The sequence below is a fragment of the Paenibacillus chibensis genome (genome assembly GCF_004001045.1).
GTDB classification, from domain to species: Bacteria; Bacillota; Bacilli; order Paenibacillales; family Paenibacillaceae; genus Paenibacillus_AQ; species Paenibacillus_AQ chibensis.
In genome coordinates, this window is the sequence record NZ_BIMK01000042.1 from 12633 (window position 1) to 34186 (window position 21554).

The 21554-nt window shown below is 47.6% G+C and carries 20 protein-coding genes; 15 read left to right on the plus strand and 5 right to left on the minus strand.

The window, feature by feature from the left end; translation table 11 throughout:
* The first annotated feature begins 12 nt into the window (after nt 1-12).
* The 3 genes from PCH05_RS24385 to helD all read left to right on the plus strand — a co-directional run bounded on the left by PCH05_RS24385 (nt 13) and on the right by helD (nt 4674).
* The gene (locus PCH05_RS24385) at nt 13-1191 is read left to right on the plus strand and encodes a stalk domain-containing protein (protein WP_127606841.1); all 1179 of its coding nucleotides are present in this window, start codon (nt 13-15) and stop codon (nt 1189-1191) included.
* A gap of 119 nt (nt 1192-1310) precedes the next feature.
* Nucleotides 1311-1790, plus strand: coding sequence for a DinB family protein (locus tag PCH05_RS24390; RefSeq protein ID WP_127606843.1), 480 nt, complete (start codon nt 1311-1313; stop codon nt 1788-1790).
* A 466-nt stretch (nt 1791-2256) separates the two neighbouring features.
* Complete coding sequence (gene helD / locus PCH05_RS24395; RefSeq protein WP_127606845.1) at nt 2257-4674, plus strand: RNA polymerase recycling motor HelD; 2418 nt, start codon at nt 2257-2259, stop codon at nt 4672-4674.
* A gap of 173 nt (nt 4675-4847) precedes the next feature.
* Here the strand turns inward: helD and PCH05_RS24400 are convergent, their stop codons facing one another.
* Nucleotides 4848-6023, minus strand: a complete 1176-nt coding sequence (locus PCH05_RS24400) for a serine hydrolase domain-containing protein (protein WP_127606847.1) — start codon at nt 6021-6023, stop codon at nt 4848-4850.
* Between the two features lie 202 nt (nt 6024-6225).
* Between PCH05_RS24400 and PCH05_RS24405 the strand changes: the two genes are divergently transcribed.
* Together PCH05_RS24405 and PCH05_RS27430 are read left to right on the plus strand one after the other, a co-directional pair.
* Nucleotides 6226-7065 carry a GNAT family N-acetyltransferase gene (locus PCH05_RS24405; protein WP_127606849.1) on the plus strand — a complete coding sequence of 280 codons (840 nt, stop codon included), beginning with the start codon at nt 6226-6228 and terminating at the stop codon, nt 7063-7065.
* A gap of 246 nt (nt 7066-7311) precedes the next feature.
* Nucleotides 7312-7449, plus strand: a complete 138-nt coding sequence (locus PCH05_RS27430) for a hypothetical protein (protein WP_164766784.1) — start codon at nt 7312-7314, stop codon at nt 7447-7449.
* Nucleotides 7450-7869: 420 nt separating this feature from the next.
* Here the strand turns inward: PCH05_RS27430 and PCH05_RS24410 are convergent, their stop codons facing one another.
* A complete protein-coding gene (locus PCH05_RS24410; RefSeq protein WP_127606851.1) occupies nt 7870-9051 on the minus strand; it encodes a YhgE/Pip domain-containing protein in 1182 nt (393 codons plus the stop codon).
* A gap of 172 nt (nt 9052-9223) precedes the next feature.
* Between PCH05_RS24410 and PCH05_RS24415 the strand changes: the two genes are divergently transcribed.
* Together PCH05_RS24415 and PCH05_RS24420 are read left to right on the plus strand one after the other, a co-directional pair.
* Nucleotides 9224-9853 (plus strand): TetR/AcrR family transcriptional regulator, encoded by a 630-nt coding sequence (locus tag PCH05_RS24415; protein WP_127606853.1) that lies wholly within the window; start codon nt 9224-9226, stop codon nt 9851-9853.
* A gap of 37 nt (nt 9854-9890) precedes the next feature.
* Nucleotides 9891-10472 (plus strand): TetR/AcrR family transcriptional regulator, encoded by a 582-nt coding sequence (locus PCH05_RS24420; RefSeq protein WP_127606855.1) that lies wholly within the window; start codon nt 9891-9893, stop codon nt 10470-10472.
* Nucleotides 10473-10508: 36 nt separating this feature from the next.
* Here the strand turns inward: PCH05_RS24420 and PCH05_RS24425 are convergent, their stop codons facing one another.
* On the minus strand, nt 10509-11231 hold the full coding sequence (locus PCH05_RS24425; protein ID WP_164766785.1) for a helix-turn-helix domain-containing protein: 723 nt from the start codon (nt 11229-11231) through the stop codon (nt 10509-10511).
* Between the two features lie 132 nt (nt 11232-11363).
* Here PCH05_RS24425 and PCH05_RS24430 point away from each other — a divergent pair, with 132 nt between their 5' ends.
* Nucleotides 11364-12482, plus strand: a complete 1119-nt coding sequence (locus PCH05_RS24430; protein ID WP_127606859.1) for an NAD(P)-dependent alcohol dehydrogenase — start codon at nt 11364-11366, stop codon at nt 12480-12482.
* Between the two features lie 173 nt (nt 12483-12655).
* Here the strand turns inward: PCH05_RS24430 and PCH05_RS24435 are convergent, their stop codons facing one another.
* Both PCH05_RS24435 and PCH05_RS24440 read right to left on the minus strand, forming a co-directional pair.
* The gene (locus PCH05_RS24435; protein ID WP_127606861.1) at nt 12656-13597 is read right to left on the minus strand and encodes an NADP-dependent oxidoreductase; all 942 of its coding nucleotides are present in this window, start codon (nt 13595-13597) and stop codon (nt 12656-12658) included.
* Nucleotides 13598-13727: 130 nt separating this feature from the next.
* The gene (locus tag PCH05_RS24440) at nt 13728-14342 is read right to left on the minus strand and encodes a TetR/AcrR family transcriptional regulator (RefSeq protein WP_127606863.1); all 615 of its coding nucleotides are present in this window, start codon (nt 14340-14342) and stop codon (nt 13728-13730) included.
* A gap of 226 nt (nt 14343-14568) precedes the next feature.
* Between PCH05_RS24440 and PCH05_RS24445 the strand changes: the two genes are divergently transcribed.
* From PCH05_RS24445 to PCH05_RS24475, 7 genes are all read left to right on the plus strand, one after another.
* Nucleotides 14569-15465, plus strand: coding sequence for an ABC transporter ATP-binding protein (locus PCH05_RS24445; protein WP_281278800.1), 897 nt, complete (start codon nt 14569-14571; stop codon nt 15463-15465).
* Entirely contained in the window at nt 15446-16327 is an 882-nt protein-coding gene (locus tag PCH05_RS24450; protein ID WP_127606865.1) for an ABC transporter ATP-binding protein, read from the plus strand. The genes PCH05_RS24445 and PCH05_RS24450 overlap by 20 nt, the downstream gene beginning before the upstream one ends.
* Nucleotides 16328-16339: 12 nt before the next feature.
* Complete coding sequence (locus PCH05_RS24455; RefSeq protein WP_174806301.1) at nt 16340-16648, plus strand: hypothetical protein; 309 nt, start codon at nt 16340-16342, stop codon at nt 16646-16648.
* An 11-nt stretch (nt 16649-16659) separates the two neighbouring features.
* On the plus strand, nt 16660-17061 hold the full coding sequence (locus PCH05_RS24460; protein WP_246049933.1) for a carbohydrate ABC transporter permease: 402 nt from the start codon (nt 16660-16662) through the stop codon (nt 17059-17061).
* 3 nt (nt 17062-17064) lie between these two features.
* On the plus strand, nt 17065-19506 hold the full coding sequence (locus PCH05_RS24465) for a family 43 glycosylhydrolase (protein WP_127606867.1): 2442 nt from the start codon (nt 17065-17067) through the stop codon (nt 19504-19506).
* A gap of 67 nt (nt 19507-19573) precedes the next feature.
* Nucleotides 19574-20542 (plus strand): glycoside hydrolase family 43 protein, encoded by a 969-nt coding sequence (locus tag PCH05_RS24470; RefSeq protein ID WP_127606869.1) that lies wholly within the window; start codon nt 19574-19576, stop codon nt 20540-20542.
* Nucleotides 20543-20693: 151 nt separating this feature from the next.
* Nucleotides 20694-21314, plus strand: a complete 621-nt coding sequence (locus PCH05_RS24475; protein WP_127606871.1) for a DUF8580 domain-containing lipoprotein — start codon at nt 20694-20696, stop codon at nt 21312-21314.
* Nucleotides 21315-21554 lie beyond the last annotated feature (240 nt).

The window sequence follows — 21554 nt, forward strand, 5'->3', positions numbered from 1 at the left end:
GGATGGAAAACGATGAAAAAATGGTTGGGTCTGATGATTTCGGCTGCCGCGGCGCTAAGCCTCGGGACAGGTGCTTTTGCGGCTCCCGCTTCCGGGAGCGATGCGAATGACGATGTCGCGAAAATGTATCGCGTGAATCATGAAATGAAGTTCGATCTCCAAGGCAAGGGCGCGTCGCTCGACGGGAAAGCTATTCCGGCAGACAAGCCCATTCTGAAAGGAGGCCGGGTCTATGTTCCGCTGCGCACCCTCCGGCAGTCCGGTGCTGCGGACAGCGTTACCTGGAACGCAGCCAAACGGGAGGTGAACGTTACGGTTCATCCTGAATTGATGCCGCAGCTGTATCAACTTACGTTTCGAATCGGATCAGAGGATGTATATCTTCCGGATGGAAGCCCGATCGGAACAAGGATTCCGGCACCGTTCCTCGCTTCGGGAAAAGCTTATGTACCGGCTTTTGCGTTGTCTTGGCTCAGAATAGCCGTTTCGACCGCAAAGGACCAAGTCATCTGGAAGTGGAGCGATAAGGTGATCGAAGTCGCCAAACCGGAGTGGGTGACCGATCAGGACAGCACCACGTTCACCATGCTGTATCAAAAAGACATGAATACGCCCCAGTACATGGTATCGCTGGGAAGCGGAGGTTGGCTTGGAGAAACAGGCCAGGTCATCGAAAAAGATATATCCATGGACGGGCGGCACTATAACCGGATCCGGTTTACGGCAAATCTTCGACCAGGGCCGAATCCGTTAATGCTCACGGCGATTTCGGCCGGCAGCAAGATCGTGACGGTGAAAAGGAACGTCGCCGATGCAAGCAAAGTACCGGTCACCATACTCGTAGACGGAAAACAGAATATCGCGTTCTCGCAACCGAGATATGGCTATGTCGAGGCAAGCCCGGGACAAAACATCGATATATCGGGAGATATCCTGCAGTACAATGACCTATACGACAAGCTGACGGTTCAGGTGGAGCGTTTCCAGCCGTCCAGTAGGGATGGTTCTCCGGACTATGAGCAAGTGAAAAGCTTCGAACTTCCGATTCGGAACCAATCCTTTGCAGGATCGTTTTTCTTAAAAGACCCGGGAAGTTATTTGATCAGCGTCCTCAGTCCGGCTTATATTCCTTTCATTGAAGATGGTCCGACTTGGACGCAATGGGCCGAATTCATGGTGGAAGTGGAATAGGTCACGTTTTTAGTCCGAGAAGAAAACCCTGTTTTGTTCATAACAAAATGGTGGCTTGGCATTCGTATGATAGAATTCCAGATTTGGATGAACATAGTTGGATCCGGAAGGGTGAAGGCATGCAGAAATTGTTCGAATATAATTGGCAGGTTCGCAAGGATTGGTTCGATTGGTGCGAAACAGTAGACCCGGAAGAGCTGATGAAAAAACGCACCGGGGGATTGGGATATATCCTGCCCACGCTGTATCACATCGTGGCCGTCGAGTATGGCTGGATTTGCGGAGGCTTGCAGGGACAGGAGATCAATATTCCCTCGTTCGATCAAGTGGCCTGTTTGCATGATGTTAAAGCTTTTTCCGAACGCTGCCACGAGGAGATTGCTCAGTTTGTCTATGATTGGAATGATGCCCTTGAAGATAAGATGATGATCGACATCACGGATGACGGAGAACGAGCGGCCCATGCATACGGCGAAGTCATGCGGCATGTCATCGCCCACGAAATTCATCATGTCGGACAATTGTCCATATGGTCACGTGAAATCGGCAAGAAGCCGGTGAATGCCAACTTGATCGGTCGTGGATTATTCCATATTTGACGACACGTTATCCTCTTGCGGACTCCCGTACCACAAACAGTACATTCCCCGAGTCCGCAATGTAGACCTATCATCGTTTTTGTGAGCCGCATTATGCATGTGCATCATCTAATTTGAAGTCATCCTGTATCGAATAAAACAAACAAGCAATGCTCGCGACGAGCATTGCTTGTTTGTTTTATTTTCCAAACCCATTAAGGATCATGATAGGGATTTTATAGAGAGCCGAGAACTCAGTCTGAGCGAAGATCCGTATTGGTTGAGAATAACAAAAAAACGTACCGATCGGCCTAAAGTCACAAAAAACATTGAACGACTAAAAGCGCTATGATATAATCATTAGCGCCATTGAAAATCATATTAACTGGTTATTATAATAACTTTTCCTAATATTATTATACGCCAGTGACCACTGATTTGTCAATGCCCATTTTACCGGACTGTAAAGGAGCGTGTTCAAACCCCTATGGACGCAAAGGAATGGCAGACAGAACAAGAACGGCTGAATATGGTAAGGGAAAAGCTGACAGCGAGGAAAGACGAATTAGAACCGTTGGTTACCGGGCTAAGCGATCAGGCTGCAGAAATTCGCAGGCGGTTCTGGGAAGAAGTTACGGTGAATACGAGCTCGGACGAAGAATTCGAAGAAACCTTCTATACGATCAAGCAACAGGCAGCGGTGTTATCCGAACGGGAACGGCGCCATCGGCTTCTGACGCAACAATGGAGGAGCCTGAATCGTCTGTTGCCCTCTCCTTATTTTGGAAGAGTCGATTTTCTGGAGCACGGCCAGAGCTCGAGTGAGCAGATTTATATCGGCGTATCTTCATTTGTCGATGAAGATGGGTTGACCTTCCTGGTGTATGATTGGCGTACTCCCATCGCAAGTCTTTACTACGACCATTCACCGGGCGCAGCTTCTTACGACACGCCGGGCGGGCAAATTACGGGTGAAATGGAGCTGAAACGGCAGTATCAGATCCAGAACGGGCACATCCGTAATCTGTTCGATGCGAATGTAACGATCGGTGACGAGCTTCTTCAGCAAATGCTGTCCAAAGGCGCGGACTCGCAAATGAAAAGCATCGTAGCGACGATCCAGAAGGAGCAGAACGAGATCATCCGTAACGAACGCAGCCGGATGCTTATCGTTCAAGGGGCGGCCGGGAGCGGGAAGACCTCCGCGGCTTTGCAGCGCGTGGCGTACTTGCTGTACAAAAATCGCGATACGCTTAAAGCCGACCAGATCGTTCTCTTTTCGCCGAATCCGATCTTTAACAGTTATGTATCCTCCGTCCTTCCCGAGCTCGGGGAGGAAAACATGCAGCAGACGACGCTGCAGGAATATCTCGAATATTGGCTTGGATCGACCTTGCGTCTTGAGGATCCTTTCGATCAAATTGAATATGTGCTGACCGCACAATCTGCTCCGGATTACGAGGCTCGACTGCAAGGAGTGAAGTACAAGGCTTCCGAGGCTTTCCTGGAGGCTCTGCAGAACTATGCGAAGTGGCTGGGGCGTGAAGGCATGTTGTTCACCGGCATTCGGTATCGGGACCGCGAATTGATCCCCGCGCAGCAAATAAGCTCGAAGTTTTACAGCTACGACACCTCCTTGAGCTTGGCCAATCGCGTCGAGTTGCTGCAGAAATGGCTTTTGAAGGAACTGTCGATACTGGAACGCAAGGAACGCGAAGCGTCCTGGGTCAAGGAGGAGATCCATTACCTCGACAACGATCAATATGCCGAAGTGTATGGCGCACTGCATAAAGATCGGGAAGTGTTTGACATTGCCGAACGTTACGCCCTTGTCCACGAGAAAATACGCAATAAACGCCGGGAAGATGAAGGGGACTTCGACTATGCCGAGCGGGAGGAGGATTTACTCAGCCAAAAGATCGTAAAGGCAAGCTTTAAACCTTTAAGAAGAAGCGTCAAGAAATTCTCGTTTATTCATGTTCAAGGCCTATACGCTGAGCTGTTTAGCGATGAAGCTGCTTACCGGGAGAAGACGAAAGAGGACGACATCCCGGCTTTATGGGCTGAAATCTGCAAGCAAACCAAAGAAAAGCTGTCCCGGCAACAATTATTCTATGAGGATGCGACTCCATATTTGTATTTAAAAGAACTGATCGAGGGCGTTCGGACGAACACCGAGATTCGGCATGTATTCGTTGATGAAGGACAGGATTATTCGCCGTTTCAATACGAGTATCTCAAAAAACTTTTCCCGCGTGCCCGCATGACGGTACTCGGCGATTTCGGCCAGGCGATCTTCATGCAGTCTACAAAGCTGCAGGGGCAAGATTCACCACTGCTTCGGTTATATGGCGAATCCGAAACAAGCTTAATCCGTCTTGTGCGCAGTTATCGTTCAATGCGGGAGATCGTGGAGTTCACGAAAGAGCTGCTCACGGATGAGTCGGAAATTATGCCTTTTGAAAGGAGAGGACCGAAGCCTCTGCTTACCAGAATCGAGGGTAGAGAAAACCGTGACCTGCAATTGCTGAACGACATCGAGCGGTTAAAAGCCGATGGCTTTGACTCTATTGCCGTCATTACGAAGACTGCGGCCGAAAGCCGTACAGCCTTTGAATCCTTACGGGAGCAAGGCAGCGGAGTATTGCATCTCATTACGAAAGAGACGATCAATTTTCAAAAAGGGGTCATGGTTGTTCCTGTCTATCTCGCCAAGGGGATCGAGTTCGATGCGGTTCTGATATATGATGCTTCGCCTCAAGCCTACGGCAGGGAAAATGAGCGCAAGCTTCTGTATACGGCATGTACGAGAGCCATGCATCGGCTGCAGCTGTATACGACAGGCGAATGGACACCGTTCGTGCAGGCGCTTCCTGTGCATTTGTACGAGAATGCAACGGATTGATGGATCGGTCGTACGCAAACCGAGATCGGAGTGAAATCGTCTTGCCGTGCCAAGATATTCCCTAAAAGAGCGAAACGACTCTAACAGCTAAAAGAAATTGCCGCCTAGAAACGATAACAAAAAGGAAGCCGCAGCTGGAGGTGTACCCCTGTGAGGCTTCCTTTTTTTATACCTTACAAGCTGCTGAATACGATATTGCGAAGCTTTCGCGTAATCGACATCGTACCGGCATCTTTTTTCTGGATCATAAACAGGATCGTCAGACCGTCCTGAGGACTGTTGCAGAAATAAGCTCCAAGCCAGCCGTCCCAGCCATATTCACCGCGGCTGCCGATAAATCCGGCTTGACCGGGATCGGTCATGATGCGCATTTGGTTGCCATAGCTATGACCGCATAGCGAATGCCATGTATCGAAGCCTTTTTGCTGCCAATCGGTTAAAGCGGCAGAAGTCAAATATTGAACCGTTCTAGGCTTGAGTAGTTGCATGCCGTTCAGGCAGCCTCGATTCATGAGCATTGTCGTAAATTTAGCCGCATCGTCAATCGTGGACACCAGCCCCGCGCCCCCAGACTCGAATGCCGGATCACGGTCCATCTGATGCACGATGCCAAGATGGCTTTCCGCGTACAGCTTCAATCCGCCTTCGCCGTCGTCTTGATACGTTTTCGCAAGCCGGTCTCGTTTGGCTTCAGGCAGCCAGAAGCCGGTATCGTTCATTCCGAGCGGCTCGAATATTTCTTTTTGCAAAAATTGCCCGTATCGCATGCCGCTCACCGTTTCCACTAGCGCACCAAGAACGTCTGCCGACGTCCCATATTGCCAACCCGATCCCGGCTCGAACGAGAGCGGCCCTTGGCCCAGGCGGTTCGCAAATTCCAATGTGCTCATTGGATGTTCACCATATAATCTGCTGCCCAATTCTTGGAATAATGCCTCCGTGTTCATTCCGGCCAAATCGGTTCCGCCATATACCAATCCCGAGGTCATATTGAGCAGATCGTGAATGTTGACTTCCCTGCCGGCAGGAACCAATTCGCCATTTTTCTCGATCCGTTGGTGTTTGAAGCCCGGAATATAACGGCTTACAGAATCAAACAAATCGATTTTCCCGCGTTCCAGCAGCAACATGACGGAAGTGGCGGTAATCGGCTTTGTCATTGAATATAACCGGAAAATCGTATCCCTGGCTATAGGGCGCCCCGATTCCATGTCGGCCATTCCATCTTCATGGTAAAAGATTTCGCTGCCGTCCTTGATTACCATGAAATTCGCACCGGCGATTTCTTTGTTATCGATACTTGCTTTCAGCGTTGTTTGCAATAGGTTGGTTATGTATGACTCCAGCATGTTCGTAGGACTCCTTCACGAATAAGTTCTGTTTATCGATAGTGGATGTTAACCATTCACTATTGAAAATAGTAAGCGTTTTGGAATCGGATGTATAGCGGCGTAGAGCCGAAATCCAGGTCATTTTATAAAAAAATCAACAGAAACGCCGTCGATTACTATTTGATGTAGAATTAATGATATATTGTTAGTAATCTCTTATATGACGACAAAATGGTGGTGTTTTCATTTGGGTAATATAGAAGTCAGACAGTTTGCAAAAGATGATATGCAGAAGTTAGGTGATTTGTATCGTGCCGTTACTTCAAAAGGCAACTCCGTTTTTTGGTGGGTTGGAGAAGAAGAGAATTGGCCGAACGTATTCGTTGCGATTGAGAATGAACGAATCATAGCCAAGGGCCAAGTTCGTGTGATTTCCACGATACCGCCGGGCTGTCCACAAGAGCGTGCACACTCTATTTATTTCAATCTGAAGACGCTTCCACAAAGAGAAGATGATTATCCACTCCATGATCTTTTATACGAATGTCTGTTACGCAGGGCTTACGAATTAAAAGAAACACTGCCTAAATCGAATCGAACCGTAATTGGAATCGGGAATCAATCGACGGAAGTGAGAAACAATAACTATTTCATATCGAAGGGATTTGTCTATTCGAAGAGCTTGTATACTATGCGGAGAGACTTATTCGAGTACATAGAAGAGAGCGTTCTTTCAGCCCCTTATCGAAGCTCGCAAGAGACAATGATTTCAAAGGAAGGTATCGATGAGTACTTGGCAATGGACATGGAAATTTGGCCGGATGCCCCGATCGGCTATGAACAGTTCATCGATAGGCAGAAGAATTCCTCGTGGACCATGTTTGTTGTAAGAGAAGGCGTATCCCTCGTGGGGAACATCATGGCTTGGGTGGATGAAAATGGGGATGGGATGATTGAAGATCTATTTGTGAGACATCCTTGGCGGAAGCAGGGGATTGCAAGGTTTTTGCTTTCACAGGCACTGGCTTATCTCAAGGATCATGGATGCTCGTTCGCATAACTGCAGGTCGAGACGGCCAACATTTTCGCGTTATCCCTGTATTACGCTGTTGGCTTTAAGGAAGTATCGGAAGAAGTGCGTTTCCATCGAGAACTCTAAAATTGAAGGGGCGATATACTGTAAAAAGGACTTACGATTTTACATTTATTATTCCACAATCATACAGCATTCAATCCGCTAACCGGATGAAATAATCAGGTATGAAAACCAGGTCATGCGCTCATGTTATACATGGAGGTGAACGTCATGACAGGAAGAAACAACAAGCCGAAGAACGACGGACCTGCCTCTTCTCCCGGACGGTTGGATCAATTCGGCGAGAAGATGACAGAAGCTGAAGTGAATAAGCCGATGAACCCAGGTAAAAACAGCAGGAAGAGCTGAGTGAAGAGCAATTCAAAAAACGGTCTTCTTTAAAAAGAGGTCGTTTTTTATGCTAAATCCCTGGGAACCTAGAAGAAATCGCCGCCATAAACCGTTCTTTCAGTAAAAAACAGCCTGTCGATTCTTCATCGACAGGCTGTTTCAATGGAACCATCAATTCGAAGGTACTCATACGCATTCCGGATCCCGAATCTTGATTCCTAAGCCTCATTGATCACGAATTTTCTAATAGCGGCTTCAGAAGATTCCTCCTTGCTCCGAGACGTGCGTTTAATAAAGAAAGGCAGCTCTGGGTTGAATTCCAGAAGCTGCCTTCATTAATTTAGGGATATGGCTGCTGTCGAAAATACACGCAACAATGATATGTGTACCTAGCTCATGAGCCGACCACCCACGCCCCTAAGATCCGGTCGTACGCTTCTAACTCATGTTCTGCTGTAATTCCGGGGTGCTTGCCTTTTTATGCTGCGGCATGAAAGCTGTACCTAAGATGATCACCATGCCCGCGAGTCCAATCCACACGAGAACGGAAAGCGGCCCATTCCAGGTCAAACCTTGACCGAAGAAGAAAATCTCCCGCAATCCTTCGACCATGTATCTCATAGGGAGCCAAGAGAAAACCCAGTTTTGGTAAAAAGGAGACATCATTTCTGGCGCTAAAGCGAGCAGCGGACCGCCGAAGAAGAGCAGTAACGCAAAGATCGCTATGCCGCCAAATCCCAACAGGGAAATCACGGCAGAAATCAGCAGGAAGAAGCTGAATGACGAAATGGTCAGGAACAAAGCGGTATCCGTAAAATTCGGGATATGCAGCCCGACCATCCCGTCGGCGATCCAGGTAAAGCCGAATCCCACCACGACGGCGATGACCGCTCCGGTTAGAATCTGCCCTATTTTAACGGAAAGACGGCCCTTTCTCGTGCGGGATTGAACTTTTTTGACCGCTGTGAAAATGATAGCGGAACTTGCCAGGCTGGCCATCCACAGAGGCTGGAACAAGGACACAGGCGCGTTGCCGTTGGCACTATGGGTGCCGATCTCGTGCACGTTCATGACTTTCTTGGCAATCGGGTTCGCCAAAAGCGAAGCTTGATCGACCGACAATGTGGCTCCTTGAGCTTTGAAGCCTTCGAGGAGCTGCGTGCGGACCGTGTTATTGATATTATCGACGACACCGTTCAGAATTTGTCCCGCCGCTGTTGACGCCGCCATATTCATGCCCTGGTTGATCAGAATTTGAATCTCCGGTGAAGCAGGGGCGGAAGTTCTAAGGGAGGCCTGTTTTGAACTGAAATCCTGCGGAATGACCAAGGCTGCGTAGTACTCCTGCTGGTCGAGTCCTGTTTGAACTTCTTCCAGGCTTTTCACCATCACCCACTTGACCGCCGGATCTTCGCCATTCGCTGTTGCGGATGTATTTTGCATCATGTCAACGATATTTTGTCCCATGTTCATTTCCGGCTGGTTTGGGATTTGAACCCCCTGATCCTCGTTCACGACCGCAATCGGCAAATTTTTGGGCTGGGGCTGCACCGATGGAAACAAAGTCAATGAAAAGATGAAGATGATAACCAAAGCAAGGATGGGCGATAGAACGACCATCTTATTTTTAAAAAGATCCAACAAGTTTCACTCCCTTTTAATGACCATTATGTTGATTAGCAATCACAATGTTGATTATAATTATTGTACGGAGAAAAACAATAATCACATTTTTATAAAATGAATATTACTCAACACGATCTGAAAAAATGTTGATAAGGAGCGTAACGAAGTGGAACATGAAATGAAAAAGGACCGCCGCAAAATCCGAACGAAGAAACTGATTCGTCAGGCTTTGCTCGAGTTAACGGAGGAAAAGGGTTTAAGCCGGATCAGCGTCATGGACCTGGCGGAACGGGCTGAGATTAACCGCGGTACATTTTATCTGCATTATCATGATGTTGCCGACCTCGTAGACCAGCTGAAGCAGGAAATTTTCGAAGGAATAAAGCTTATTGCAGTCGAGCTGAATCCGATGGAAGTGAGATTATATGCGGAGCGCGGGGAGGCCTATCCGACACTGCTTAAGATCCTGGAGTACTTATTGTCGCATGCGGATTATCTGCGTGTCATGCTCAGCCCAAACGGTGACCTGCAGCTGCCCGTTGAACTGAAAGAACTGATGGCGGAGCGGATGCTTCAGCAGTTCCAATCGCATATGGATATTCCAGGTGAATCAACTGCCGTCATTCCATGGAGTTACTTTTTGGCTTTTACCGCCTCGGCCAATATCGGGCTATTAACGCACTGGATGTCCCGCGGGAACGATTTGACGACCCGGGAGCTTGCCACGATGATGACTCAAATTTTGAGCCGGGGTCCTTTGGAAACGCTGATGCGGGGAGTAGGGAATACGCCATGATGCAGATTAGCGTCATTTGCTGAAAGGGTCGAGGAATATGGCAGAGAAAATACATGATCAAATGGTGGAAAGGACGCGCCGATTGATTCAAGACACCATGCTGCTTTTAATCGAGGACACGGGTTTCAGCCATGTCACGGTTAGAAATTTGACGCAGAAGGCCCAGATTAATCGGGGGACATTCTATCTCCATTATCTGGACAAGTATGATTTGATCGAACAAATGGAAGATGAATTGCTGAATGGATTACGTCAATCAATGCACACGATAAAATACCCCGATATGCTGCAATGTTATGAAGAAAATGCGCCATATTTTCCATTGGTTGAGGTTTTTCGATATTTGAAACAGAACGGGCGGTTATTAAAAGGGTTGTTGGGTCCGAAAGGCGATCCAGCTTTTTCGCAGAAAATGAGATTGTTTTTAAAAGACGGCATTTTCGCGGATTTCATTGATAGCTTAGAGGATGAAACGATATCCAAATCATATTTTTCCGCGTTTGCCACATCGGCATATCTCGGCATCATTGAGGACTGGCTGAATCATGGTATGCAGCAATCACCGGAAGAAATGGCGGTCATCTATGCCAAAATCAAATTTTTCGGAATGAAACCCTGAAGCGGTTCATGGATTCATATCGTTTCGAGAAAGCTGCTATTGCAATATTTTCATGCGGAACAGCTTCGCCACCGCTTCCGTCCGATTTTGGCTGTTCGTTTTTTGCATCACATTTTTCAAGAAATATTTCACTGTCGATTCAACAATATGAAGGATGTGACTGATTTCTTTTGTTGTATAGCCGTTGGAAATATACTGCATGATAATGAGTTCCTTATCTGTAAACTGGGCAGTCTTCCCTAGGTCCATTGTATGGAGCATATGTATACAGCTATCACTAAAACTGCGCATTTCGATGAGCACGTCGTCGGTCACTTGGAACTGGACATTGACACCGGTCATAAAGCCAACCACGACGCCATTCATCGAAAATGGAACGAGCAGCATATTATGAATGGGCTCGGAAAGTACAAACTGATTACCGATGGAGGTCTGGAATTTGCTGCCGGTAAAAAATTGAACCTCATTGTCTTCAACAGCCGCATGAACATACGAGTTTATGGCCATCATTTCGTGTATATAAGCAATCGACTGAACATTCGGATGCTCATAGGACAAAATACCGCTAAACGTACCGTTAAAGCTAGAGTATTGAAACAACTGCATAATTCGGCATGGAAAGGTTTCGAAAAATATTTTCATCATTTCCAAAAAACGCTCATTAACAGAATATGCATGCGGAATCGAAAACAGCTGCTCTTGCCAAATTTTGATCACAGAACCACCTCCTATACCGATTATAACGTTTGTACTATACATAAGTATAGGTAAATACATGATGACTATCCTTTTGGATAGTCTTTTTTTGTACTTAAAGATAAGTATTCATGCGGAAAAGCGAGCGTTATCATGAATATGTTGCCAAACAATATCTCAGCAGGAGGCGTTTCTATGAAAATAAAAGCAGCCGTATTAAACGGGCTTCATCAACCGTATGAAATAGAAGAACTCGAATTAAGCGAGATCCGCGATGATGAAGTTTTGGTGAGAATCGTCGCATCTGGTATGTGCCATTCCGACGATGTGGTTCGTCAAGGATACACCGAATATCAAATGCCAATCGTTCTCGGGCATGAGGGATCCGGGATTATCGACAAGGTAGGGAAGAATGTCGTCGGCTACGAGCCTGGAGATCATGTCGTTATCTCCTTTGCTTATTGCGGACATTGCGATAGCTGTTTAACCGGCTTGCCAGCCTCATGCGATGACTGGAACCATCTGAATTTCCATGGGAAACGGAAAGATGATACGCCATATCTAACGAAAAGTGATGGTACGCCTGTTACTCGTTTCTTCGGACAATCTTCATTTTCGACGTTTGCGGTTGTAAGTCCGTCGAGCTTAACCAAAGTTGATAAATCGGTCGATTTACGTTTGGTCGGACCTTTTGGCTGCGGCTTCTTGACAGGCAGCGGTACCGTATTCAACGGTTTACGACCAGAGCCCGGATCTACGATAGCTATTTTCGGTACAGGAGCTGTGGGTCTGGCGGCGATGATGGCAGCGAAAATTTCAGGGTGCACCAAAGTGATCGCAGTCGATATTCACGATCATCGCTTGGAACTCGCGAAAGAGCTCGGCGCAACGCACACCATCAATAGCAAAAACGCCGACGTGAAAGAAGCCATCCTGGAGTTAACCCATGGCAAAGGCGTCAACTACAGCGTGGATACGACCGGCGTGAATGCAGTCGTCCGTAATTCAATCGACGTATTGGCCGTAGGCGGCTCCGTAGCACCCGTTGCAGCGGCACGCGAAATGGAAATAAACACGACAAATGACTTTACGATGCAAAATCGCAATCTAGTTGGTGCGCGTATGGGTAAGGCTGTTCCGCAATTATCCATCCGCCAAATGGTTGATTTCTACAAAGCAGGCAACTTCGGATTCGACAAGCTCGCGAAATTTTATACATTTGATAAAATCAATGAGGCAGCTGAGGAATCGCTTTCGGGTAAAGTGATCAAACCGATCTTAATTATGGATGAGACCTACGCACCGGAGGCATAGAATCAAGAAAAGAAGGCATTATTAAAATAACCCCTTAACTAGAGACGAATAGTTCGTCTAGTTAGGGGGTTTCTTTATAAGTAACTACTACCCAAAGGGTGGCGTTACTTACACGGGTATATCCTGGAACAAGGAATTACACTTTTCTTGCTAGCCGATTTATTCTGCTCTATTCACAGGTTATCACTGACATGAAGTACAATTTTGCCGCGTGTTTGTCCTGCCTTATCATGCACGGACGCAATGCTGCTCAGCGGCAAACGTTCCGTAATGAATGGTTTGACAACTCCTTGATCGACGAGGGCCGCGATGTGGGACAACTGTTCCGCATTCCGCTGCACAGCCATCCGCACCACATGGACCCCTAAGTCGTTAGCTGCGCTTTCATCTGCCGGATGTAGTGCCGTTACGAGCGTGCCACCTTCTTTGAGCACTTGCAGCAATTTCGTCACTTCATCGGACGGAATAGGGGAAAGGTTGAAAATCAAGTCAACCTTTTCTGTGATGACATCGGCTGCAGACGCTTTTTTATAATCCACGATTTCATCGATTCCCATGGCTTGAAGTGCAGGGAAGCTTGGTTCGGAAGCCGTTCCGATCACGTAAGCGCCTTTCCATTTCGCAAGTTGAACCGCGAAGGAGCCTACGCCGCCTGCTGCCGCCGTAATCAATACCCGTTGACCCGATTGAAGATGTCCATGGTCGAACAGGCCTTGCCATGCCGTCAATGCGCCGCCCGGAATCGCGGCAGCATCCTGCAGATCGATATTTGCAGGCGCATGGGCGACATCGGCAGCCTTACAGACGACATACTCTGCGGCAGCTCCGTTTTTAGTCATATCGAGAAAAGCAAATACTTGATCCCCTCGTGAAAATCCCTTCACGGATTCACCCATCTTATCGATGACGCCAGATACGTCCACGTTCGGAATGAAAGGCAATGCCAGTGGCAGAACATCCTTCATCACGCCCATTCTCAACATGGCATCGGCCGGATTGAACGCCGTCGCCGAAACTTTGATCAATATTTCGTCCGCAAGCACTTCCGGAACGGGAGCCTCCTCATACCGAAGAACATCTGAATTTCCATATTGATGATATCGTACTGCTTTCATATATGACGCACCTCTTCTTTGAATAATTTGGTGAATGAACAACGTGTTGATCGTTGATCTGACTCTATCTTAGGCGACAGTCTCACCATATTCAATCAACATTGTTGCGCCAGGTGTTGAGCGAATGCCATTATTCTTTTTTCAAGCCGGCCGCCGTGAACGGGCCCTTCACAGTGATCGTCGCAAGAATACGGGCCATTTCTTCCGGAGTCTCCGTTCCGTCGCCATCCAGCCAGTGCTGGAGGACGCCGATATGGGCTGAGGCGATATAAGCAATTAAATATTCACTTGGGACAAGCAGATTCTCTTGCTTGATCAGAGGAAATTCATTTCGGACAAACAGCGTTTTCCACATGAATTCCTTCAAATTCGTATGAAAGGTGAGGTCTCCCTTCGAGATGGCTTTCATAAACCTTCTTTTTTGATTCAAATATTCAAAAAAACAAGTGAGAATCGTATAAGGTATGTTTTGGGGAATGGTTGAGTTATTTTCCAGCTTCGTATTGGCAAAGTTCTGCCTCACAATGTCTGCCAAATCGCTCATAATTTCTTCTTGGCAACGGGTCATGAGATCATATTTATCCTGGTAATGCGAATAAAAGCTTCCCCGGTTAATTCTGGCTCTTGTCGTAATGTCCTTCACGGTAATGGCTTCGAAACCTTTTTCCTCGATTAAATCGATCAATGCTTCCCGAATGAACTCCTTCGTTCGAATAATTCGCAAATCCTTGTCTGATTCTCGCATCGTTTGGCCATCTCCTTTATGAATAAATGTACACAATGACAGAAGGTGTTGGATATCCATCACAACGGATGATTCTGATTGTTGTTGACCGTTTCTTTTGTCATTATAATGAATGGCGTAGAGATAAACAACACGTTGTTTATATAGTGAAGCAGAGAGGGTGAATTCTATAATGCCTGTCATCGAGATTGAGCATTTGACGAAGGATTATGGTCATTAACGCGGGATATTTGACGTTTCCTTTCGCATTGAAAAAGGGGAAGTGTATGGATTTTTAGGTCCGAACGGGGCCGGCAAAACAACGACCATTCGCCATATCATGGGCTTTTCCCGTCCGCAGCGGGGCAAAACCATCGTGAACGGAATGAACAGCTGGGAACGCGCGGCAGACATTCAAAAGGAACTGGGGTATTTACCGGGAAAAATTGCTTTGCCGGAATCCCTGACCGGAACGCAATTCATCCAAATGATGGCAGAACTGCGCGGGATCACCGACATGTCGCATACCCAGGAATTGATTAAAAAATTCGAGCTGGAACCAAGCGGAAGCTTGAAGCGGATGTCGCTCGGCATGAAGCGCAAGCTCGCCATCGTCACCGCATTCATGCATGATCCCGCCGTGCTGGTGTTGGATGAACCAACAAGCGGATTGGATCCGATCATGCAGAACTTATTTATTGAATTCATTAAGGAGCAGAAGGCAAAAGGTAAAACCATTTTGATCTCAAGCCATATTTTCTCCGAAATCGACGCGACCTGCGACAAAATATCCATCATCAAGGATGGCAAGCTGATCTCTTCGTTCGTAGCGGATGATTTGCGCCATAGCGAACTCAAAACGTATGAGATCGAATTCAAAACAGAGGAAGCATTCCAGCGTTTTGACAAGGAAATCCAAGCTCAGGACCGGATTGAAGTGGTATCGTTGACACCACACAAGCATCAAACGGTACTTCGGTTTCGCGATGCAGATATCAATCGCTTCATCTCCTTCATTGCCGATTATGACGTGAAGTTCTTTTCGGAGATTAAATTTACGTTAGAGGATTATTTCATGAAGTTTTATGACCGTAACGAAACGCAAGCGGGAGGGGGCGAACCGAATGCCATTCATCGATATTAAACATTTGACCAAAGACTTTGGAGAAGAGCAGGGCGTATTCGATCTGAACCTATCCATTGAAAGAGGCGAGGTATTCGGATTCGTAGGAACGAATGGAGCCGGCAAAACGACGACCATCCGCCATATGATGGGTTTTTTGAAGCCCCAAAGCGGTAGCGTTGTAATTAACGGAAAAGATTGCTGGAACGATTCCGCGGAGATCAAAAAGTGGATCGGCTATATTCCAGGAGAAATTGCGTTCCCCGATGCTCCGACAGGGACGGCCTTTCTGAAAAGGCAAGCGGAGCTCCTGGGATTACAGGATATGTCGTACGCGGAGAGCCTCATCCAAAAGCTGCAGCTTGATCCGACAGCCAACTTGAAAAGAATGTCCAAAGGGATGAAGCAGAAAACGGCGATCGTCGCTGCTTTGATGGCCGATCCCGACATTTTGATCCTGGATGAACCTACCACTGGTTTGGACCCGCTCATGCGTGCCGAGTTCGTAGACATTTTGATGGAAGAGAAAAAGAAAGGGAAAACGATCTTCATGTCGAGCCACATGTTCGAGGAAGTGGAGCATACATGCGACAAGGTAGCCTTGATCAAGGGAGGAAAGCTGGTCGCGATCAAGCCGACTGCCGAGATCAAGCATAACGAAAACAAGGTGTATAAAATCGAGTTCATTTCCCCTGAGGATTATCGGCGCTTTTTGTCCGAACGGTTTGATCTGGAGGAAACGCGTGAGAGCCGAAATCAAGTGCTGGTGCGGATTCACGACCGGGATATCAATGGATTATTCGGGACATTGAAAGGATATCCGATCAAATTCATTTCAGAAATAAAGTTTACTCTGGCAGACTATTTCAAGGGATTACTATAAGGAGGAAGCATCATGCTAAGCAAACCGATTTTCAGACAAACACTGAAAGCAAATTTTAAATTGTGGTTGATCTTTACGGTCATTATGATGGTGTTCCACGTTGTCCTCATTGCCGTATTCGATCCTAGTACCTTATCGAGCATGTCGGGCATGGTGAAGGACACACCGCTGGCGAACCTGCTTGGAGAGGCAACTTTCCTTGGCATGCTGGCCAAAACCTTTTACGGCATTCAGGGCGTACTCCTGCCCGTGGTGTTCATCATCATGACCGCGAACAGCTTGATCGCATCCCAGGTGGATCGGGGTTCAATGGCGCGTTAATTATACCGGGCATGTTCGGAAATATTGCAACGATCTTCTTCTTCCGTCAATTTATGCAGGGTTCCATTCCGAATGATCTTATTGATGCGGCAAAAATAGACGGTTGCGGGTATTTTCGTACGTTTTCGACCGTCGCTCTTCCCATCATTAAGCCCGCGATCGCAGCCCAGGCTGCGCTTGGTTTCATGGGGATATGGAACGACTTTCTGGGACCGCTTATTTATCTGCATACGCCAGAACGGCAAACCATTCAGGTGTTGATCGCAAGCATGCAATCCAATTATATCTCCACCTCCAATTATCCGTCACTCATGGCTGCTTCGATTATTGCACTTGTACCGGTCGTTATCGTCTTTTTCTTTGCCCAACGTTACTTCATTGAATCTCTTGCCATCACGGGCATCAAAGGCTAACCTATGAAGCAAAATCGCAAAACATGGAGACACGCAGGGATTGCGCTGGTAGCGGCCGGCGTTGTGGTGGCAGCAACAGTCTTTGCTTTAAGAGATAAGAACGGAAACGAGCAGACATCCGGAGGAGAGATTGCAATGAAACAAACCTACCAAAATCCGATGAAACTGGATCAGGTATGGGAGGACTATGGGATAGGCGATCCCTTTGTACTGAGATTCAACGGGAAGTATTATCTGTACTGCAGTACGAAGGATAGGCGGGTTGGAATTAAGTCGTGGAGCTCGGAGGATCTTATCCACTGGCAATATGAGGGGCTGGTAACGGAAGATCCACTGACGGAAGGAGCCTATGCACCGGAGGTCGTTTACTGGAACGGATCCTTTTATATGTACACTTCTCCCGCCGGCAATGGGCATTATGTCCTGAGAAGCGATAATCCGACGGGGCCGTTTAAAGTGCAAACCGACAATTTGGGATTAAGCATCGACGGATCCGTGTTTATTGATGACGATGCGAAATGGTATTTTACGAACGCTGCATCCGGCGGTATCATGGCAAGCCTCATGGAGGATCCTTACACCATCGGTCCTGGAGACAAGCTGAATACGTCATTAGGACATTGGACTGAGGGGTCCATGATTCTTAAGCGTCAGGGCCGTTATTTTATAACCTATACAGGCAACCATGTCTTCAGTCGCGGATACCGCGTCAATTATGCGGTTGCTCACGACTCGCCAAACGGAATCTATACGATACCGGAAAATAACCCGATCCTCATATCGACGAAAGAGGACTTTAACGGCTTAGGGCACAGTTCAACCGTGATGGGACCGGATATGGACTCCTATTATATCGTGTATCACAATCTGATCGGCAGATCGGCTGAAGGCCCGCCGGTTCGGATGATGAATATAGATCGGCTGCTTTTTAATGGAGATAAGATGTCCGTTGCCGGCCCGACGTATGGAATGCCAGTACAAGCGCCCGAACGTCCTGCTTTTTATGACTATGTAGCGGGGGTGCCACGTGAAGACCATTGGGAACATCAAGAAACGCAGCAAAATAAAGAGACATGGATATCCAAAGCTAGCACTGGAAGCAAATTTACAACTGAGTTTAATGCGGTAATCTCCGACCGGGAGGATCAGACGACTTCGGGTCCTCGCACGTTTGAGGCGCTGTTTTCTTATCATGGTACAGATCAATTCCGCGGTATTCGGGTGGATATGGAAACAAAAACGTTATCTTTATTTGAAGCGGACCAAGGAAAAGAACGGGTCGTCCACACCGGGGATTTGCCAAAAGGAATGGATCTGACCAAGCATCATACCCTGCGGGTAGAATCGGATCAAGCGGGGACATGGGTTTATTGGGATGGACTGCTTCTGCTGAGCGACGAGCAAATGAAAGGGGAAGCCGGTGCAATCGGTTACCGCTGGTCAACGGCTCTGAAACCGACTTTGAGCTACACGGCCTTTTCGAACGAAGCGAGAGGCAGCAGTGACCATAAGGTTCTTCACCCGCTTCCGGGAACGATGGAGGCCATTCACGGTATTCCGGGCGAGGATGAGGGGCAGGCATTTTCCATGAATGATGAGAATACACCGGATGGAAGCTACTCGGTAACCCTCACAAAGAATGACTCGGAACTGTCCTTTCCTGTTTATGTCAAGGAAGAAGGCACTTACCTGATCTCGGCTATGGTGGCAAAAGATAGCGCGGGAGGCAAGATGTCGGTTCATGCAGGAGGAAAGGGCACAGAGATCAAGTTAAAGGCAGAAGATTTCTCGAATGAGTCGGAGTGGTCGAAGATTCCGTTGGCATCATTCCATCTCGGCGAAGGGCCCCAATGGATATCCTTGTCAAAAGAAAAGGGAGAAGTGTCCATCCGGTACATCGAAGTGAGCAAAACAGTCCCTGCACCATCCCGGCAAACCGTCGAATTCACGGCTCAATTCGGAAATTGGGATTTGAGTGGGGAACAAATAACGCTTCTTTCACAAGATCGGGAAGGCAAGCTGTTCGGCGGAGATCCGGGCTGGAGCGATTATGAAGTGAATTTTCAAATGACTCATACGGAAGAGGCGCCGTCGAAAGCAGCTCTCCTGCTTAGAACATCCAATGAATCCGATTTCAAAGATCAGGTAGCGGATTCGTTTATGGGTTATGAACTCTCCTTCAATAACGGGTTTGTGAGACTGAACAGGATCGATTACGAGGTAAACGAAGAGGTGGCATCGGAGCTCCTGGAGCTTGAAAATAACAAGGCCCTAAACATCCGGGTACAGCTTGAAGGCGCTGTCATCAGCGTATTTATCGGTGACTCGAAAAAACCGTTGTTAACCTGGACCGATCCCAATGCTTTCCTGACAGGACGTGTTGGATTGCGCACGGCATCGAAAGGCTGGTTGTTCTCGCCGATTACGGTCTCACCCATCAAATAGACGAAAAGTGATCAGAAGATCTGCTCGAGATCATCCGTGAATAAACATACCAAAAAGGAGGAGTAACATGTCGCAGCAAACTTTCCATAATCCGATGTTTGCCAGGGGGGCTGATCCTTGGGTTATACAGCATACGGATGGGTTCTATTATATGTCCGTTACATTGCGTGACCGCATTGATCTTTGGCGGAGCCGGACATTGACGGGCTTGGCTAATGCAAAGCCGACAACCATATGGATGCCGGAGCCGGATGACCCGTATTCGTATCGTTTATGGGCGCCGGAGCTGCACTTTATTGATGGATGCTGGTACATCTATTATACTGCCGACGATGGCGCCGGCGATGATACACGAAAAGTATGCGTCCTTCAACTAGCGGGTGATGACCCCATGCAGGATCCGTGGATCTTTAAGGGGGCCGTCAATACGGAATTTTCCGGCCTCGACGGAACGGTGTTGCAGCATCATGGTGAATGGTATTTCTTCTATGCCGGATATGGACGTTTCCCGGATTATGGTTCAGCGATTTATGCCGCACGTATGGTCAATCCATGGACCTTGACCGGACCGAATATTCTGATTACGGCCCCCACAGAACCTTGGGAGAAGCAGGGCGGGATGGCAATTAATGAGGGGCCTGTGTTCTTGCGGCGCAACGGGCGGATATTTCTTATATTTTCCGCCAGCGCCACTTGGTCCGATGATTACTGTCTTGGGATGGCGACGATTCAGGATTCGGAAGATTTATTGGATGCCACGGCATGGACGAAGCATGACGGTCCCGTATTCGCCAAAAATCCCGGACAGGGCGTATACGCACCTGGGCATAATAGCTTCACCGTTTCGACGGACGGCTCGGAAGATTGGATAGCCTATCACGCCTATTCCTATTCCGAGTCCGAACAGGACCGTTCATCCGGAACACCGCGAAGCATGCGGATTCAGAGGTTTGGATGGAAGGAGGATGGAACGCCGGATTTTGGAGTTCCCCTTTCTACTGAAGTTCCTATTCCTTTGCCTGCTGGAGAGGAGTAGGGCCATTGTGTGCCCGGGCAAGCCAAAAGCTTGTCCGGGTTTTCTTGTTTTTTAGGTTCCATCTCTTTATGGGTAATCATTATCATGAGTGGTGGATGCCGGTTTGCTGATCATATAGTATATAGACCCTTGTTCGAAAGGAGCGATCCTATTGAAAAGTAGATATTATAATTGGATAAAAGCACCAATTGTTGTTATGGTTATTATTCTTACCGCTTGTACAAGCGAAACCGATCCTTCCGCTACCCCAGAAGCTGAAACGGTTTCGCATCCTTCATCCGAGCAGAAGCCATCCGTAGAAACAACTCGCCCAGAAACCAAGAGCTTTGAAATGATGACGGCTGAGGGAAATCAGTCATTGCAGGCGGTTCTACAGCAGGGTAAAGGATTTTCTTTGTATGTATTTGAGAAATTTGTATTGGATGCAGATGCGAGCCGCTTATCGTTAAGCAGCAATCCGGATTACTATGTAGACATTGAACCGTTGCCTTCCGATTATGATTTGGCAAAGCTTAAAGCTGCGGGCAAGGAAGAATTGAGTCGAGTAGGTGAGGTGTCTGATTATAGCGGCGAATTGGTTGAACATCCTCTGGGTTCCGCGAAACTCTATCTCCAAGTTTCCGGAGAAAAAGGAATCAGCGATTATCTGGTGTGGACATCAGAAGCAGGAGATGCATTTCTGTTCCGCCTCCATAATCCGAAAGGGGATGAGGCTTCCGCTTTCGCCGGACCGGTTCTTGTTTCCCTATCTACCGTACAACGCAATACGTAGCTTAAAAGCCATTGCAACTGCACCGATGGATCCTGTTTGTTGTATGGTGGGGATGGAAGCAGGCTGGAGGTCGACCAGTAAGTTCTGGTGTCCTCCTAATATAACCGGGTAGGATACCCAAATCAAAAATCTCATAAATCCATCGTATTATTGCTCCTTTCAATATGAAACCATATATTTAGAGTGTAAATATTGAAAGTTAAAGGAGGAGAGTAAGATGGAAATACGCCAGCTGAATAC

Excerpts from the sequence above, each read along its gene's own strand:
- PCH05_RS24390 (WP_127606843.1), top strand. The coding sequence starts at position 1,311 with ATGCAGAAATTGTTCGAATATAATTGGCAGGTTCGCAAGGATTGGTTC.
- PCH05_RS24385 (WP_127606841.1), top strand. The coding sequence starts at position 13 with ATGAAAAAATGGTTGGGTCTGATGATTTCGGCTGCCGCGGCGCTAAGC.
- PCH05_RS24430 (WP_127606859.1), top strand. The coding sequence starts at position 11,364 with ATGAAAATAAAAGCAGCCGTATTAAACGGGCTTCATCAACCGTATGAA.
- PCH05_RS24425 (WP_164766785.1), bottom strand. The coding sequence starts at position 11,231 with ATGTATAGTACAAACGTTATAATCGGTATAGGAGGTGGTTCTGTGATC.
- PCH05_RS24465 (WP_127606867.1), top strand. The coding sequence starts at position 17,065 with ATGAAGCAAAATCGCAAAACATGGAGACACGCAGGGATTGCGCTGGTA.
- PCH05_RS24450 (WP_127606865.1), top strand. The coding sequence starts at position 15,446 with ATGCCATTCATCGATATTAAACATTTGACCAAAGACTTTGGAGAAGAG.
- PCH05_RS24455 (WP_174806301.1), top strand. The coding sequence starts at position 16,340 with ATGCTAAGCAAACCGATTTTCAGACAAACACTGAAAGCAAATTTTAAA.
- PCH05_RS24410 (WP_127606851.1), bottom strand. The coding sequence starts at position 9,051 with ATGGTCGTTCTATCGCCCATCCTTGCTTTGGTTATCATCTTCATCTTT.
- PCH05_RS24460 (WP_246049933.1), top strand. The coding sequence starts at position 16,660 with ATGTTCGGAAATATTGCAACGATCTTCTTCTTCCGTCAATTTATGCAG.
- PCH05_RS24435 (WP_127606861.1), bottom strand. The coding sequence starts at position 13,597 with ATGAAAGCAGTACGATATCATCAATATGGAAATTCAGATGTTCTTCGG.
- helD (WP_127606845.1), top strand. The coding sequence starts at position 2,257 with ATGGACGCAAAGGAATGGCAGACAGAACAAGAACGGCTGAATATGGTA.
- PCH05_RS24420 (WP_127606855.1), top strand. The coding sequence starts at position 9,891 with ATGGCAGAGAAAATACATGATCAAATGGTGGAAAGGACGCGCCGATTG.
- PCH05_RS24400 (WP_127606847.1), bottom strand. The coding sequence starts at position 6,023 with ATGCTGGAGTCATACATAACCAACCTATTGCAAACAACGCTGAAAGCA.
- PCH05_RS24470 (WP_127606869.1), top strand. The coding sequence starts at position 19,574 with ATGTCGCAGCAAACTTTCCATAATCCGATGTTTGCCAGGGGGGCTGAT.
- PCH05_RS24440 (WP_127606863.1), bottom strand. The coding sequence starts at position 14,342 with ATGCGAGAATCAGACAAGGATTTGCGAATTATTCGAACGAAGGAGTTC.
- PCH05_RS24405 (WP_127606849.1), top strand. The coding sequence starts at position 6,226 with ATGACGACAAAATGGTGGTGTTTTCATTTGGGTAATATAGAAGTCAGA.
- PCH05_RS27430 (WP_164766784.1), top strand. The coding sequence starts at position 7,312 with ATGACAGGAAGAAACAACAAGCCGAAGAACGACGGACCTGCCTCTTCT.